The organism is Erysipelothrix sp. HDW6B, from assembly GCF_011301115.1.
Taxonomy (GTDB): Bacteria; Bacillota_I; Bacilli_A; order Erysipelotrichales; family Erysipelotrichaceae; genus Erysipelothrix; species Erysipelothrix anatis.
Window position 1 is genome coordinate 1,772,732 of the sequence record NZ_CP049860.1, and the last position, 14,512, is coordinate 1,787,243.

At 38.3% G+C, this 14,512-nt stretch carries 15 protein-coding genes and 1 riboswitch; all 15 genes read right to left on the reverse strand.

Going from position 1 to position 14,512, the window contains the following annotated elements; genetic code table 11:
• Window positions 1-18 precede the first annotated feature (18 nt).
• On the reverse strand, window positions 19-624 hold the full coding sequence (locus tag G7061_RS08685) for an SIMPL domain-containing protein (RefSeq protein ID WP_159639171.1): 606 nt from the start codon (window positions 622-624) through the stop codon (window positions 19-21).
• Between the two features lie 54 nt (window positions 625-678).
• The gene (locus tag G7061_RS08690) at window positions 679-1,251 is read right to left on the reverse strand and encodes a phosphoribosyltransferase family protein (protein WP_159639172.1); all 573 of its coding nucleotides are present in this window, start codon (window positions 1,249-1,251) and stop codon (window positions 679-681) included.
• A gap of 13 nt (window positions 1,252-1,264) precedes the next feature.
• Window positions 1,265-2,641: an NCS2 family permease gene (locus G7061_RS08695; RefSeq protein ID WP_166120655.1), complete on the reverse strand. Its 1,377-nt coding sequence runs from the start codon at window positions 2,639-2,641 to the stop codon at window positions 1,265-1,267.
• Between the two features lie 64 nt (window positions 2,642-2,705).
• Window positions 2,706-2,807: riboswitch (purine riboswitch) on the reverse strand.
• Between the two features lie 59 nt (window positions 2,808-2,866).
• Complete coding sequence (locus G7061_RS08700) at window positions 2,867-4,186, reverse strand: sensor histidine kinase (RefSeq protein WP_166120659.1); 1,320 nt, start codon at window positions 4,184-4,186, stop codon at window positions 2,867-2,869.
• Entirely contained in the window at window positions 4,183-4,908 is a 726-nt protein-coding gene (locus G7061_RS08705; RefSeq protein ID WP_159639175.1) for a LytTR family DNA-binding domain-containing protein, read from the reverse strand. Before G7061_RS08705 ends, G7061_RS08700 begins: the two co-directional genes overlap by 4 nt.
• Before the next feature lie 275 nt (window positions 4,909-5,183).
• The gene (locus G7061_RS08710) at window positions 5,184-6,314 is read right to left on the reverse strand and encodes a hypothetical protein (protein WP_159644624.1); all 1,131 of its coding nucleotides are present in this window, start codon (window positions 6,312-6,314) and stop codon (window positions 5,184-5,186) included.
• 95 nt (window positions 6,315-6,409) lie between these two features.
• A complete protein-coding gene (locus G7061_RS08715) occupies window positions 6,410-6,781 on the reverse strand; it encodes a hypothetical protein (protein ID WP_159639177.1) in 372 nt (123 codons plus the stop codon).
• Between the two features lie 126 nt (window positions 6,782-6,907).
• Window positions 6,908-8,203, reverse strand: coding sequence for a phosphopyruvate hydratase (gene eno, locus G7061_RS08720; RefSeq protein WP_159633495.1), 1,296 nt, complete (start codon window positions 8,201-8,203; stop codon window positions 6,908-6,910).
• A 33-nt stretch (window positions 8,204-8,236) separates the two neighbouring features.
• Window positions 8,237-8,980, reverse strand: coding sequence for a triose-phosphate isomerase (tpiA, locus tag G7061_RS08725; RefSeq protein WP_159633499.1), 744 nt, complete (start codon window positions 8,978-8,980; stop codon window positions 8,237-8,239).
• Window positions 8,981-8,983: 3 nt separating this feature from the next.
• Window positions 8,984-10,183: a phosphoglycerate kinase gene (gene pgk / locus G7061_RS08730; RefSeq protein WP_159639178.1), complete on the reverse strand. Its 1,200-nt coding sequence runs from the start codon at window positions 10,181-10,183 to the stop codon at window positions 8,984-8,986.
• A 157-nt stretch (window positions 10,184-10,340) separates the two neighbouring features.
• Window positions 10,341-10,748 (reverse strand): hypothetical protein, encoded by a 408-nt coding sequence (locus tag G7061_RS08735; protein ID WP_159633505.1) that lies wholly within the window; start codon window positions 10,746-10,748, stop codon window positions 10,341-10,343.
• A gap of 43 nt (window positions 10,749-10,791) precedes the next feature.
• Complete coding sequence (locus tag G7061_RS08740; RefSeq protein WP_159633508.1) at window positions 10,792-10,983, reverse strand: copper chaperone; 192 nt, start codon at window positions 10,981-10,983, stop codon at window positions 10,792-10,794.
• Between the two features lie 69 nt (window positions 10,984-11,052).
• On the reverse strand, window positions 11,053-13,503 hold the full coding sequence (locus tag G7061_RS08745; protein WP_166120663.1) for a heavy metal translocating P-type ATPase: 2,451 nt from the start codon (window positions 13,501-13,503) through the stop codon (window positions 11,053-11,055).
• Window positions 13,504-13,526: 23 nt separating this feature from the next.
• Entirely contained in the window at window positions 13,527-13,727 is a 201-nt protein-coding gene (locus tag G7061_RS08750; RefSeq protein WP_159644629.1) for a heavy-metal-associated domain-containing protein, read from the reverse strand.
• Window positions 13,728-14,101: 374 nt separating this feature from the next.
• Entirely contained in the window at window positions 14,102-14,392 is a 291-nt protein-coding gene (locus G7061_RS08755) for a hypothetical protein (RefSeq protein WP_166120666.1), read from the reverse strand.
• Between the last annotated feature and the right edge of the window lie 120 nt (window positions 14,393-14,512).

Sequence of the window (14,512 nt, forward strand, 5' to 3'; positions counted from 1 at the left end):
GGGTCGTTTTTCTATGCTTTATTTAATTTCCCAAGACATTGTTACGGATTGCTCGATTGTGATATTCGTTGCATGAATATCAGATCCACCATGATCATACGCATAGGCACGCATCAGTGATGGGCGATTCTGTTGGGCGCTTTCGTATGAAATATTTGTAATCCCCCCTAGGCGAACGCCGGCACTGTCCGAAATCACTTTCGATTTATCGTGCGCATCGTTAATCGCAAGAATAAGTGCGTCATTGATATATTTCGTTGCATCTTTAATAAAGTATGATAGTGAGAAGTTAAAATCATCCTCGGAACGTAGTGCGTCCAAAAGTTTGGACATTTTCTCTAGATTGATGCGGTCTTCAAAGATTAGACTTTGATTTCCACGGAATTTTTTCTTTTCAACATCAGTTTCGTGGATAATCGAAACATTTATGGATGATGTTTGAATCAAGGAAACATTGAAGCCAACAGACTTAAATGCCTTGACGAGTGCATCAAATTGGTGTGATAGTTTATCAAATGCTTCACCATAGGAAGGTGCATCCTGAACTAATTCATAGTTAAAACGCATCATGTCTGGTTCTGCTTTTAAGAAACCGCGACCCACTACTTCTAATAATCGTGTCATATTTTCACCTCTTATAAAGCTATTATACGCTTTTTATGCAAAATAATGAAATAACTATTTTATATGGATGGCATTCGTTTGCGGTTCAAGGGCCGTGACATGCACTTGGCAGTAAACGTCTTTCCCTTCGGCAGATAATTTTTGATACCCAGGCTGGTAATCCTTAGAGATGCAGATTCCGGTCGCTACAAGTGTTGCGTCCGCTTTATGTAATAAGGTCTCTACATTGGTTACGACACTACCTTGTGCTAAGAAATCATCGATTAAAATAATACGTTTGCCTTTAATAAATTCCAGTTGCGTTGTGAGATGGTATGCATTACCTTTTGTAAACGAGAAGGATGCTTGTTGAACAAAGCGTGGATCATCCATAACTTTTTGAGACTTCTTAATAATAACAAGTGGTTTTTGAGCCGCCAAACTTGCAAATACAGATGGTGCAATCCCGGAGCTCTCGACGGTCACAAAAACATCAAAATCATGGTCCTTAAAGTGCTCTGCAAAGTCATCACCGATTGCTTGCATCAATCTTGCATCAACTTGAGCATTAAAAAACGTACTCACATCTAATATTTCTTCAGTTCGCGCGATTCCCGCCTCGCGTATCCGTTGTTTCAACAATTCCATTTCTAACCTCTTTCTAAAGTGTAATCATATATGCAATGGAAACTAATGTAATCCCATGCATAATCCAACCTAATTCTTTATGTTTTCCTGCAAAAATCATGCAAAGTTCATACGATACAAATCCCATGGTAAGACCCAATGCAATAGACCCAGTTAACGGCATCATGACAATTGTGATGAAAGACGGCACAATAACTTCATAACCACCTCGCCAATCAATATTCACAATATTTTGCATCATGAAGATCCCAATAACGACCATAGCCGGCGTTGTGACTGACGCAGTAACTAAAGATAGCAATGGATAGATAAAGACTGACAATAGGAATAAACAAGCCGTGACGACTGCCATAAGCCCTGTCCGCGCACCATTGATGATTCCGGAAACGGATTCAATGTATGTAGAGAGATTCGATGTCCCTAAAACCCCTCCGACAAATGTTCCAACTGCATCCGCAACATAAATACGATGATTGTTTTCAAATGCTTCCGCAGGCAAATCAGGAATTTGTGATGCAGCCGCTGATAATGTCGTTGCTGTACCAAAGAAATCCAAAAACAGAAACGTTAAGACAACTATGATTGCTTGTGGATTTAAAAGTTCCCCAAGATTTTTAAATCCAACAAACAATGTATTATCAATCATCGATTGCATCGGACCCACTGGCACGACAATCGGACTTCCTGCTGGCAATTGTGGCAAGGTTGCCGCAATTTCTGGTGCCATCGATAACCATCCCATATCAACACCTAAGCGAATCAGAAGACCACAAACAGCTGCACCAATCATTCCAAAGAAGACGGCATATTGATTCTTCTTCACGAGGAAGAATGCGGCTGTAAGTACACCTACTATCGCAATGACAACGTTAGGATTGTGGAATCCACCAAACGTAATAAACATACTTGAATCAGGAACGATAATCCCAGCATTTTTAAAACTAACAAATGCGATAAATAATCCCAATCCAACATTCCCAGCTTGTTTAATTGGCAGTGGGATACCTTTAATAATTTTGGCACGAATTCCTGAGAATGAAAGCATGATAAACAAGACAGATGAAACAAGTACTGCCGCTAACGCAACTTCCCACGCCATCCCCATTCCCAATACAACACTAAATGCAAAGAAAGCATTCATGGACATGCATGGCGCTAATCCTAACGGAAAGCGTGCATACAAACCCATAATGAGCATTGCAATTGCCGATGAGAGTATTGTTGCCATGAAGACTGCATCTTCGGGCATACCTGCATTCCCCAAAATAATCGGATTCACAAAAATAACATAAGACATTGACAAGAAAGCGGTAAGACCCCCTGCAAATTCCCGTTTGATTGTTGACCCTGATTCCTCAATTCTAAAATACGTATTCAACCATGTTTTCATAGTCTCCTCCTTTTGAATACAAAAAAACTGCCAATAGGCAGTAGTATCAAAAGGTACGTAAAAACGCCTTTGAAACTAGTGCCATAGTACACGACTTTACGGGTCATGAGTAGAGACTTCCGGACCTTATTTCCAGAATTATATGGTAGTTTTCATAGCGTAATGGTAACACTGTAAATGTAGTGTGTCAACGACAGGCTCCCTTAATTTCCATATTCATTGTAATCAATATGGAATTGTGATGTTCACAAGAAACTGCCGCAACACGGGATCGGTTTTTATTTTCAGAATTCCTTCAGATTTTTCTACAATTTCCCGGACAATTTGCAAGCCAATACCATGAATATCGGGACTATCTTTAGTACTCAAGTATTGACCGTGCTTATAGATTGGCTCCGTCACGTATTGATTTGTAACCTCTAAAGACAGCCAACGATGATTCACCCTGCTTCTAATTTTAATCCACCGATCACAAGGATTTGAAATGGGTAACGATGCTTCGATAGCATTATTGATAATATTCGTAAGAACTCGCAACATGTTGAGTTCCGTGAGTTTAAAAGTATCTGGTAGCTGCAAATCCAACTGATAGTTGATTTCCAAGTCATCACAACGCACTTTAAAATCTTTAATGATTGCATCCAGCAAGTGACTCTGAGAATACGGCTCTAAAGCCTGCGTCTCTTGAAAGGAGTCATGAGACTGTTGAATGATATTTTTTGCACCAACAATTTGTTCTTCAGCAATCAAATGTTGGATTGTTTGAAGCATTGCGCGATAGTCATGTTTAAATTTCTTATATTCTTCCAGTAAATCTTGATACGATTCATAATGCTGGACTTGCATCTTCAGTTGGTTTTCAACTTTCGCAGTGTACCGGGCATTTTCTAATAATGACGCACCACGAATGGCATCATTCCAAGACACACTCAATATCACAAAAATAAAAACTGAAGCACTTGCATATAATAAATTAAACCAATGTATTTCGTTGTCTAAAAACCGACCATCATTCACTATTAAAAGATACACCATCATAATCAGTTCGATACGGAGAATATGCTTTAATTTCATGGTATTTCGTAGAAACATTTTGATATTCATATTAACATCGAGTACTTGCGAAAGAGCATACGTTAAAATTGCGAGAATGCTATAGGATGCTAAAAAGATTGTCCATCGCGTCAATGGATATGATAAAACAAAAAATGTTGTCTTTTGCCAAATCATTGCAGTTGTTGCTGCTAAAAATCCACGGATCGTATAGAACGAAACGACAGGCAAAAAACTAATAGTCAAAACATTCAACGTCGGTATTATAAAGAGTATCCGAGCCATGAACATAAGATACAAAAACATGATAAACGGACCTAAATGTGTAAAACTAAAACGATTGATTAAAGCAAAGACGACCCCATAGATGATAAGTAAGAGACCTTCAATAACTTCCGGCACTGCACGCCTTACATAATAATGAGATACAATCCTTAACCATAAGTGACCACTGAACATTAAGACAGTAAATAACACGAGATTGATGATCATCGATGACTCCCAACATACGCAATGTATTCATTTTCTAAGACTGTCATATAGTATTTTCCTATAGGAATTTCAGTACCATCTTTAAGTGTAATGGTTGTCTTATCATAACTATCGATGTAAGTAATATTGACAATATATGAACGATGAACCCGTACAAGAACTGTATTTCGAATCTGTTGGTCGAGTTCATACATTGTTCCATAAAACTCGATTGTTTGACCATCATTTATATTGAGAATAATAATTCGTTTCTTAATCTCGATTGATACAATTTTGGACATCCGTTGCGCATAAGTTGTTCCTTTTATTTGATAAGCAAAAATTTGTTCGCGGTTTGGTCGATACTTTTCGACTGCATTTAAGAACTCTGTCTTAAACCCATCACACGTCAATCGATCTTTAATTAGGAAATTAGACGGACCGATTTCAAATGTATCGAAAACATACTCAGTAGCATTCGAGATAAAAATAATCTCCGAGTTGACGCCCTGCTCTCGCAATCTATTTCCTAACTCAAGGCCATTCATACTTTTCACCTCAACACCTAAATAGATTACTGTTGGACAATGTGTCATCGCTTTTAGAACTTCAATAAGTTTGTCAGCACTATCAAAAACGGTGATGGAGAGATACATTTGTTGCTCTAAAGCTATTGCTTCAAGCATTCTCGAATAGCGTTCTTGATAGTATTCATCATCTTCATATATAAAAACAGTAATCATGGAACCCCCTAAATTGAAACATTTCTTTATTCCGTTAACGAATATCCTAAAATACACACTTAACTAAATAAATATTAATATTTAACTAATAGAAATTGGTCCTCATCGTTTTCAAAGTGAAAATTTTTGTTCCAAAACTCAAAAAACTTGTATTTTTTTTAACATGAGAGAAAAAAACCAAGGGGTTGATTAATGCCTCAGATTATCAAAGCAACAAAAAAAGCATTTGCTTTCGTCATTCAATGTCCGAAAAAAATGCTTATCTTTATTGTGATTTATTTTTGGGAAACAGATAATAATGAATCATAGTTGTAAATAGCTTTTAGATCGTCCAAACGTTGACCTTGCAGTTGTTGGCCATCAACAAACCTATATATTAAGTCATAGACTGAAACAGGATTTTCCAGTGTCATACCATTGAGAATCATCTGCCACTCTGGAAATACGGTATCAAGAGCATCCCCTAAAACTGCACCTGTATTATAGAGACCACTATTAGAAATGTAGGATGCGTCCATAAGTCCATCACCGATTGCACTGATAATCATTTCATAGGTCGCAGGTGTTCCATCAGAAGCAGTTAGGTAATGAAAAGGTTGACCGATTCGCAAGGAAGCTTCACGCCCAATGTAGGTCGCAACACCTTCAAGCGTTAGCTTTACACCTTCATCAGATACGTACGATGGATTGTCTGTGCTTCGCGCAGTTTGAACTACACTCCAATCCGCTAACAATTGTGCAAGGACCGCTTCACGACCCGCTCCATTCATTTCCAAAATCAAGGCATCATAAATACGATACTGCAATAGTGCAAGTGCTTGTCCTTCGACGGATAATGGTTGTAAGAAATCAGCAGCATCAGGCCAGTTTCGTTGAATGCTGTAATGCGCATATTCATGCATAAAAAATGACGTTGGATAGGACTCAGGTTGATCAAATGCTTGTTTAATATCTTGATTGCTATACTTTGTATAATAAACATCGTGATAGGAACCAACATGATAATGCTGATTCATCGATGGGAAATTCCCGAAAGGAAGATTTAAAAACCATGTCGCTGGATTTGTACTCGCAAACCGATATACAGATGATTCAGTATTTGTAATTAAGGTAGAACCAATTGTATTGAGACCCTCAAGTTCGTCCATATTGAATGTGTAGGCATTATTAAACCAGCTATCTTTATCGACAAAAATAATTGGCGCACTACTTAAATTATAACCATCCCAAATTGGATCCGCTTTCTCACTTTGTTTCAGACGCTCAAAGTCAAGGAGCACATCCTGTGTCGTCTGATTAAGTGATTCGAGTGTAGTGTTAACCGTTCTATTGAGAATCATATTCATTACAATTAATAGGACAATTACACCTCCCACCACAAACAATCGTTTTAATTTTTTATTCATCAAGACCTCCTTAAAATCCTGTTTATCATATCATGGCTATTCGATTCAAGAAACGAATGTACATTTTCGCATAAAAAAACACGGATAGCCGTGTCTTAGTATTTGAGCAATGCTTGAATTCCTGGTTTTTGAATGTCATTAAGGCCCATAACTGTCTTATTGACGTTCGCTTTGAAAACTTTTTTTCCATTTACTTTAAGTTTGAGTTTATAGAATAGAATTCCTCTTTTAGCGATAACTTGTGTATTTCCGTCTAAACGGTATGTTTCAACAGAGTTCACTTTAAGTGAAAATGGATGTAGACTGAGAATCACGATAACATTTGGTTCTAGTATTAGTATTTTAGGTGACATCGTCACCGTGAATGCTTTTTGTTGAACTGCATAAATGGCATGCGATTCGACGCCTGGTGTCCCATATGTTTGCATCAATTCGGTAAGATACTGCTTATCTAGTTTTAATTTCATAAATTCCCCCATGTACTTTGACTTTCTAATTATACGCACCTCGCAAGTTTTTTTCAAATCAATCATGGTGTTTGGTTTGCTTCACAAAAAAAAGACATCCCGAAGGATGTCTTGTATGTTCATCAATTATTTTTTGATGTTGAAGAATGTTTTAGCACCTGAGTATTTAGCAGCTGCTCCCAATTCTTCCTCGATGCGGATTAATTGGTTGTATTTTGCTAAACGGTCTGTACGTGACATTGATCCTGTTTTGATTTGACCTGCGTTAAATGCTACTGCGATGTCAGCGATTGTTGCATCTTCTGTTTCTCCTGAACGGTGTGAAACTACTGATGTATATCCTGCACGTTTAGCCATTTCCATAGCGTCAAATGTTTCTGTTAAAGTACCGATTTGGTTAACTTTGATAAGAATTGAGTTTCCAATTCCTTTTTCGATTCCTTCTGCAAGGATAGCTGGGTTTGTTACGAATAAGTCGTCACCAACGATTTGTACACGGTCTCCGATACGGTCTGTTAGACGTTTCCATCCATCCCAGTCACGTTCTCCAAGTCCATCTTCGATTGAAACGATTGGGTATTTTTCGATAAATCCTTCGTACATATCGATCATTTGGTCAGATGTTAATACTTCTCCACCTGATTTGCTTAATACGTAAACACCTTTTTCTGTGTCGTAGAATTCTGAAGCAGCTACGTCCATTGCTAAGACGATGTCTGTTCCTGGTACGTATCCAGCTTTTTTGATAGCTTCAACGATAACTTCTAATGGTTCTTCGTTTGATGCTAAGTTTGGTGCGAATCCACCTTCGTCCCCAACAGCTGTAACATGTCCTTTAGCTTTAAGAACTGATTTAAGAGCGTGGAATGTTTCTGCTCCCATTTGGATTGCTTCTTTGATATTTTTTGCGCTAATTGGCATAATCATGAATTCTTGGAAATCAACTGATGAGTCAGCGTGTGATCCACCATTGATAACGTTCATCATTGGAACTGGAAGTTCTTTTCCATTGAATCCACCTAAGTATTTGTAAAGTGGCATTCCGTAGAAATCAGCAGCAGCATGTGCAGCAGCCATGGATACACCTAAGATAGCGTTTGCTCCAAGTTTTGACTTATCTTTTGTACCGTCTAATTCGATCATTGTTAAGTCAAGTAAGTTTTGGTCTGTTACGTCAAATCCGATTAATGCGTCAGCAATAATTTCGTTTACGTTTTCAACTGCTTTTAAAACACCTTTTCCGTCGTAACGTGATTTGTCTCCGTCACGAAGTTCTAATGCTTCACGTTCACCTGTTGATGCACCTGATGGTACCATAGCGCGTCCGAAAGCACCTGAATCTGTTGCTACTTCAACTTCAATTGTTGGGTTACCACGTGAGTCTAAAACTTCACGTGCGTGGATATCGATAATAAATGGCATATTAATATGTCCTCCTCTATATTGATTATCTAATTATTTAATTGCATCAATGATTGCTTTGAATGAGTCAACTTCTAATGAAGCGCCTCCAATTAAAGCACCATCAATGTCTTCTTGTGACATGTATTCTGCAATGTTATCTGGTTTTACAGATCCACCGTATTGTACACGTACTTTGCTTGCAACATCATCACCGAAGATGTTACGAACTTCATCACGAACTAATGCACATGTATCTTGTGCAATTTCAATTGTTGCACTCTTACCTGTTCCAATAGCCCAAACTGGTTCATAAGCGATTACTAAGTTTGATACAGCTTCTGGAGCTAATCCAGCTAATGTACCCGCAACTTGTTTACGAACTACTGACTCTGTTTTACCAGCTTCAAATTCGAACAATGTTTCTCCGACACAGATGATTGGTGTCATTCCTGCTTCAATAGCAACAGCAGCTTTTTTATTGACTTCTTCATCTGTTTCGTTGAAGTATTGACGGCGTTCTGAGTGTCCTAAAACTACCCATTTGACTCCGATTTCTTTCAACATTTCAACTGAAACTTCACCTGTGTAAGCGCCATTTGGTGCCCAGTGTACGTTTTCAGCTGCAACGTGAATATTTTTCGCAGCATTTACAGATGTATGTAATGCTGTGAAAGGTACTGCAACACCAAAGTCAGCTTTGTCTGTTGCGAATGCATCAACACCGTCAAAGAATGATTGTGCTTGTGCATTTGTTTTGTTCATTTTCCAGTTTCCGAAGATAATTGGTTTTCTCATTTTTTATTTATCCTGAATTGCAGCGATTCCTGGCAATTCTTTTCCTTCCATAAATTCCAAGCTTGCACCACCACCTGTTGAGATGTGAGTAATTTGGTCTTTAAATCCTAATTGAATAGCTGCAGCAGCTGAATCACCACCACCGATAACACTTAAGACTTCTGGAAGTTCTGTAATTGCTTTACATACTTCTAATGTTCCATTTGCGAATGCTTCAAATTCGAAGACTCCCATTGGTCCATTCCATACTACTGTTTTAGCGCCTTGTAATTCATTTTTGAATAGTTCGATTGATTTCGGTCCGATATCGAGCCCCATCATATCTGCTGGAATAGCATCTGCTGATACAACAACTGGTGTTGCATCGGGTGCAAATTCAGCGGCAACCACTGTGTCAACTGGGAGAATTAATTTATCTCCAGCTTTTTCCATAACAGCTTTCGCAATGTCGATACGATCCATTTCAACAAGTGATGTTCCGATTTCACGTCCCATTGCTTTGTAGAATGTATAAGCCATTCCACCACCAACGATAACTTTATCTGCAACATCAAGCAAGTTTTCAATAACATTGATCTTATCGCTAACTTTTGCTCCACCTAAAATCGCTACAAATGGGCGTTTTGGTGAGTAGATTGCTTCTGTTAAGAATTTGACTTCTTTTTCCACAAGGAATCCAAGTGCTGAAGGTAAGTGATTTGCAATACCTACAGTTGATGCGTGAGCACGGTGTACAGATCCAAATGCATCTGTTACAAAGAGATCACCCAATCCTGCCCAATACGTTGCAAGATTATCATCATTTTTGCTTTCACCTGCTTCATAGCGTGTGTTTTGCATTAATACAATGTCACCATCGTTCATTGCTGCAACAGCGTCTTCTAATTCGATTCCACGTGTTACAGGAACAAAAGTAACGTTTGTTTCAGGCATTAACTCTTGTAAGCGTGTCGCTACTGGAGCCATGTTGTTTTTAGCTTTGTCAGCTTCTGTTTTTTCAGCGTCCTTATGGTTTACTTTCCCCAAGTGTGACATAAGAATAACTTTTGCGTTATTTTCTACCAAGTATTTGATTGTTGGTAATGCACCATTGATACGGTTGTCGTCTGTAATGACGCCATCTTTTAACGGAACGTTAAAGTCTACACGTACAATGACACGTTTGCCAGCAACATCCAAATCTGTGACAGTTCTTTTTGTCATAATTGCCTCCTTATATACGTTGACTATTATAGCAAATAAACACTGGATAAACAATGATATCAACATCTCTTGTTCTCGTTTTCACAATAGTCTTATAATTTGTCACCTATATTTTGACTGATTGCGAAAAGTTTCAATTCCATCACAAAAAATACCGCTAAGCGGTATGGTTGACGACAATATCTTGTTCAATCATTGTCAAGATTCGATAGAGACGGGCAAACACTGCTTCAATCCCATAAACTGCTTTATAAATTTGCCGCTTAGTATGATTGATTGTTGTTGCATCAAAACGTTGAAGAATGCGATAACTTGCATCGTATTGGTAGGTCAACGCATTCGCATAATGACACCGTTCAAATTCATTCTCGACGGCTTCCAACAGTGGCATTAATGTTTCCACTTCTACTTTTAGAATCTTAATAATATTTTTGGCTTTCACATGCTGTGACGAAACCGTATAGGTAATTGCATTTAAGCGGTATGCCGGTTTTTGAAGCAATGTCTCGATTTCAAAGAGACGTTCTGCAGCTTTATCAATGATAGCCAAATCAAATGGTTCCATGAAATCACCTCTTACATCTATTATATCACAGAAAAAAAGCAGGCTATTGAATTACATAGCCTGCTTGAATTATTGCTTGTTTGGCACTGTGAATAACATCGTTTGAGCCACTTACCGTAACACTACTTGTTGCTGTACTAATCGTAAACTCAATACGTGTATTTTCAAGTTCGTATTGTACTTTCTCACGATCTTCTTCAGTTGTTAATCCTTTTACAAAAATTATATGTTTCATGAAAACACCTCTTAGTGCCATTGTACGTTTTTGCGACACAATTTTCAATGAAAGCATTTTGAAATGTGCTTAATGCTTCACTTTAAATTTACGAAGACGCAATGCGTTTGTAACAACGGACACTGATGAGAATGCCATTGCTGCCCCCGCAATCATTGGATCTAATAATGGTCCGTTGAAGAGGAGTTTGAAGAGTCCCATCGCAAATGGAATTCCTACAACGTTATAAGCAAATGCCCAGAACAAGTTTTGTTTAATATTACGCATTGTCGCTTTACTTAAAGCAATCGCATTTGCAACGTCCTTGATGTTATCACGCATCAAGACAACTTTAGCAGATTCAATCGCAACATCTGTTCCCGTTCCAACAGCAATTCCTACATCACTTTGAACAAGCGCGATGGCATCATTGATTCCATCCCCAACCATCATTACTTTTTCGCCACCTTCTTGCAGGCGTTTAATATTGGATGCTTTTTCGTCGGGTAAAACTTCTGCTAAAACATGAGAAATACCAATCTGATCAGCAATTGCTTTCGCCGTATCCTTATGGTCACCTGTCATCATAACAACATCAAGCCCCATTTTTTGCAACGCTGCAACTGTTTCAATTGCTTCATCTTTAATCGTGTCCGCAACGGCAACGACACCGACAACACGATGATCTAACGAGACAATCATGGCCGTCTTTCCAGACTTCGCAAATGTATTCACATCATTTTGATATGCAGACATATCACTATCCTGCTCACGCATTAGTTTTTCATTTCCGATATAGAGTGGTTTTCCTTGATAAAATCCTTGCACACCACGTCCCACCAATGCTTCAAATCCTTCAATATCATCATAGACAACATTGAGATCTTCAGCACCTTTGACTAAGGCTTGCGCTAAAGGATGTTCTGACATGCGTTCAATTGATCCTACAATCGTCATCAAGGTTACATCATCAAGGTCATGAGACACGATATCTGTTACGACGGGTTCACCGTATGTTAATGTTCCCGTCTTATCAAAGACAACTGTATGAATATGAGACGCTTCTTCTAATGATTCAGCAGATTTGATGAAGATACCATTTTGTGCACCGACACCCGTTCCAACCATAATTGCAGTTGGTGTTGCTAATCCTAAGGCACATGGACAAGCAATGACAAGTACTGTAACAAACACGGTCATACTTAATTCAACGTCACCGGAATAGAAGTACCAGAACACTCCCGAAATGATCGCAATTGCAATAACGATTGGTACAAAAATACCCGATACCTTATCGACCATTTTCGATATTGGTGCTTTTTCGTTTTGAGCATTTTCAACAAGTTGGACAATTTTGGCAAGTGCAGTATCTTCATTACTTACAGTTGCCTCAACGATCATTCGTCCATTTATATTCATTGTACCCATTACAACGTTATCACCAACGGTTTTATCAACTGGCATACTTTCACCAGTTAGCATCGCTTCATCGACACTACTGTGTCCTTCAATAACAATTCCATCCATTGGAATCGATGATCCTGGTTTCACGACTAAGTGATCACCAATACTAATTTCGTCACTGTCAATCTCGACCTCAACGCCATCTCGCAAGAGAATCGCTGTTGCAGGTTTCAAATTTAGAAGTGCTTTGATTGCTGATGATGTTTTTGCTTTACTCATTGATTCGAAGTATTTACCAAGACTAATGAGCGCTAAAATAACAACAGCTGTTTCTAGGTATAGATGATGAGCGTAACTTGCATCACCCATGAAGATACGTGCGGTTCCATAGAAACTGTAGACAATGGCTGCCCCTGTTCCTATAGCTACCAAGGTATCCATATTTGGAGAACGTTTCATTAATGTTTTGAATCCACGAATAAAGTAACCTCGGTTAACCCATACCACAGGAATTGTGATTGCCCATTGGAATAAGGTATAACTTAATGGATTTTCCATCATATCTACGAATGCAGGTTGTGGTAATTTTATTGAGAACATTTGCCCCATTGTTATGTAGAGCATAATCGCACCTAAAATTAATCCAACAATGACACCTCGGCGTTCTTTACGTTGTGCTTTAATGAGCGTATCGTCATCTTCAATTACTTCTTCCATGCGAACCGCACCATAGCCTTGGCCTTTGATTGTTTCAATAATATCGAAAAGCTTCACTTGATTGGGATCATATTCAATGTGAGCACGTTCCATAAGTAGATTCACGGTTGCTTTTTCAATTCCTGGAACCGCACTCAGCGCACCTTCCACGTTCGCAACACATGATGAACATGTCATATCCGTAATTTTTAGGTCTACACTTTTCGTTAATACTTCTTCAGCAACTCCATAGCCACTGTCTTCGACAGCTTTGATAATTGTTGCTTCTAAAACATCATCATTCATGGTCACTGATGCTTTATTGGTTACAAGGTTTACATCGACCGCCTCAACACCCGCAACCTTCGAAATTGCTTTCTCAACGTGTAGCTGGCATGAAGAACAAGTCATCCCTGTTATTTCATATGTTTTAGTACTCATAGTCTTTCCTCCAAGATGGTGGATTATTGTGCTGAATAACCACTTTCATTTATAGCTGCAATGATTTGTGCATCGGTAACAGACGCATCGGCTTTAACTTTCGCAATTCCTGATGTAAGATCAACATCGACTGTTTCAACACCCACAATATCTTGTACAGCATGTGTTACGTGTCGGACACATCCTCCGCATGTCATTCCTGTTACTTTAAATTCTTTTTCCATGGTAAATCCTCCTTGGTTTTATATCGTTTACATTTGTAGTCTATCATTGTTTTTCGGGAATTGCAAGAGTTTGACTTCAAATAGTTTACATTTGTAATCAAAATCAAAATGCGCACACAAAAACGCGAACACGGGGGGGTTGTGTTCGCGTCTCGTACCCTACTTAAGGATACTCTAATTATAATCTATCTTCGCTATAATGCAAAAGAAGTTTGCACAATTCACAAAATTTTAATATTTTTTACGTATACATCTGTTTTATGAAGATGGCAATAACGCCACTTAAGTGGATTTCTAACGCATTATCTAGTAATAAAAAAAAACTCTTTGCTTTAACGTATTAAATTCAAAGAGCTCTTTTATCATGCATAAATTTACATTTCATCCTGTTTGCTGCGACTAATCTCTTCTTCACTTCGATCGATTTCATCATTTCGACGCGCTGATCGATCAAGTAAATACATGAGGAGGCCAAAACCAATGATCACTAAAAGTATTGACGTAAATTGACCAGAAGACATTCCAAAGATACTATTTTCTTTCTTTGTTGTTTCCGCAAAGACTACACTATAGGGTGAAGTGTAAAGCCCCACACTGATAACACTAACAATCGCTAATCCCTTCATGAGAAGCGATTTCAAAACAAATTTCCCATTTTTTGTCATGTTTCCCTCCTATGACAAGTGGTGCATTCATTTTAAAGATATGATGCACGCACCATCTCTGTATTGATATATTCATTATAATGTATTATGTGTTTTTTGTCACTTTTGATGAATTGTTTT

Coding starts and splice junctions, on each gene's coding strand:
- G7061_RS08700 (WP_166120659.1), bottom strand. CDS start 4,186: ATGATCATCAATCTCGTGTTATTTACTGTCTTAATGTTCAGTGGTCAC.
- G7061_RS08695 (WP_166120655.1), bottom strand. CDS start 2,641: ATGAAAACATGGTTGAATACGTATTTTAGAATTGAGGAATCAGGGTCA.
- G7061_RS08745 (WP_166120663.1), bottom strand. CDS start 13,503: ATGAGTACTAAAACATATGAAATAACAGGGATGACTTGTTCTTCATGC.
- G7061_RS08715 (WP_159639177.1), bottom strand. CDS start 6,781: ATGAAATTAAAACTAGATAAGCAGTATCTTACCGAATTGATGCAAACA.
- G7061_RS08740 (WP_159633508.1), bottom strand. CDS start 10,983: ATGAAACATATAATTTTTGTAAAAGGATTAACAACTGAAGAAGATCGT.
- pgk (WP_159639178.1), bottom strand. CDS start 10,183: ATGACAAAAAGAACTGTCACAGATTTGGATGTTGCTGGCAAACGTGTC.
- eno (WP_159633495.1), bottom strand. CDS start 8,203: ATGCCATTTATTATCGATATCCACGCACGTGAAGTTTTAGACTCACGT.
- G7061_RS08705 (WP_159639175.1), bottom strand. CDS start 4,908: ATGATTACTGTTTTTATATATGAAGATGATGAATACTATCAAGAACGC.
- G7061_RS08750 (WP_159644629.1), bottom strand. CDS start 13,727: ATGGAAAAAGAATTTAAAGTAACAGGAATGACATGCGGAGGATGTGTC.
- G7061_RS08710 (WP_159644624.1), bottom strand. CDS start 6,314: ATGAATAAAAAATTAAAACGATTGTTTGTGGTGGGAGGTGTAATTGTC.
- G7061_RS08735 (WP_159633505.1), bottom strand. CDS start 10,748: ATGGAACCATTTGATTTGGCTATCATTGATAAAGCTGCAGAACGTCTC.
- tpiA (WP_159633499.1), bottom strand. CDS start 8,980: ATGAGAAAACCAATTATCTTCGGAAACTGGAAAATGAACAAAACAAAT.
- G7061_RS08690 (WP_159639172.1), bottom strand. CDS start 1,251: ATGGAATTGTTGAAACAACGGATACGCGAGGCGGGAATCGCGCGAACT.
- G7061_RS08755 (WP_166120666.1), bottom strand. CDS start 14,392: ATGACAAAAAATGGGAAATTTGTTTTGAAATCGCTTCTCATGAAGGGA.
- G7061_RS08685 (WP_159639171.1), bottom strand. CDS start 624: ATGACACGATTATTAGAAGTAGTGGGTCGCGGTTTCTTAAAAGCAGAA.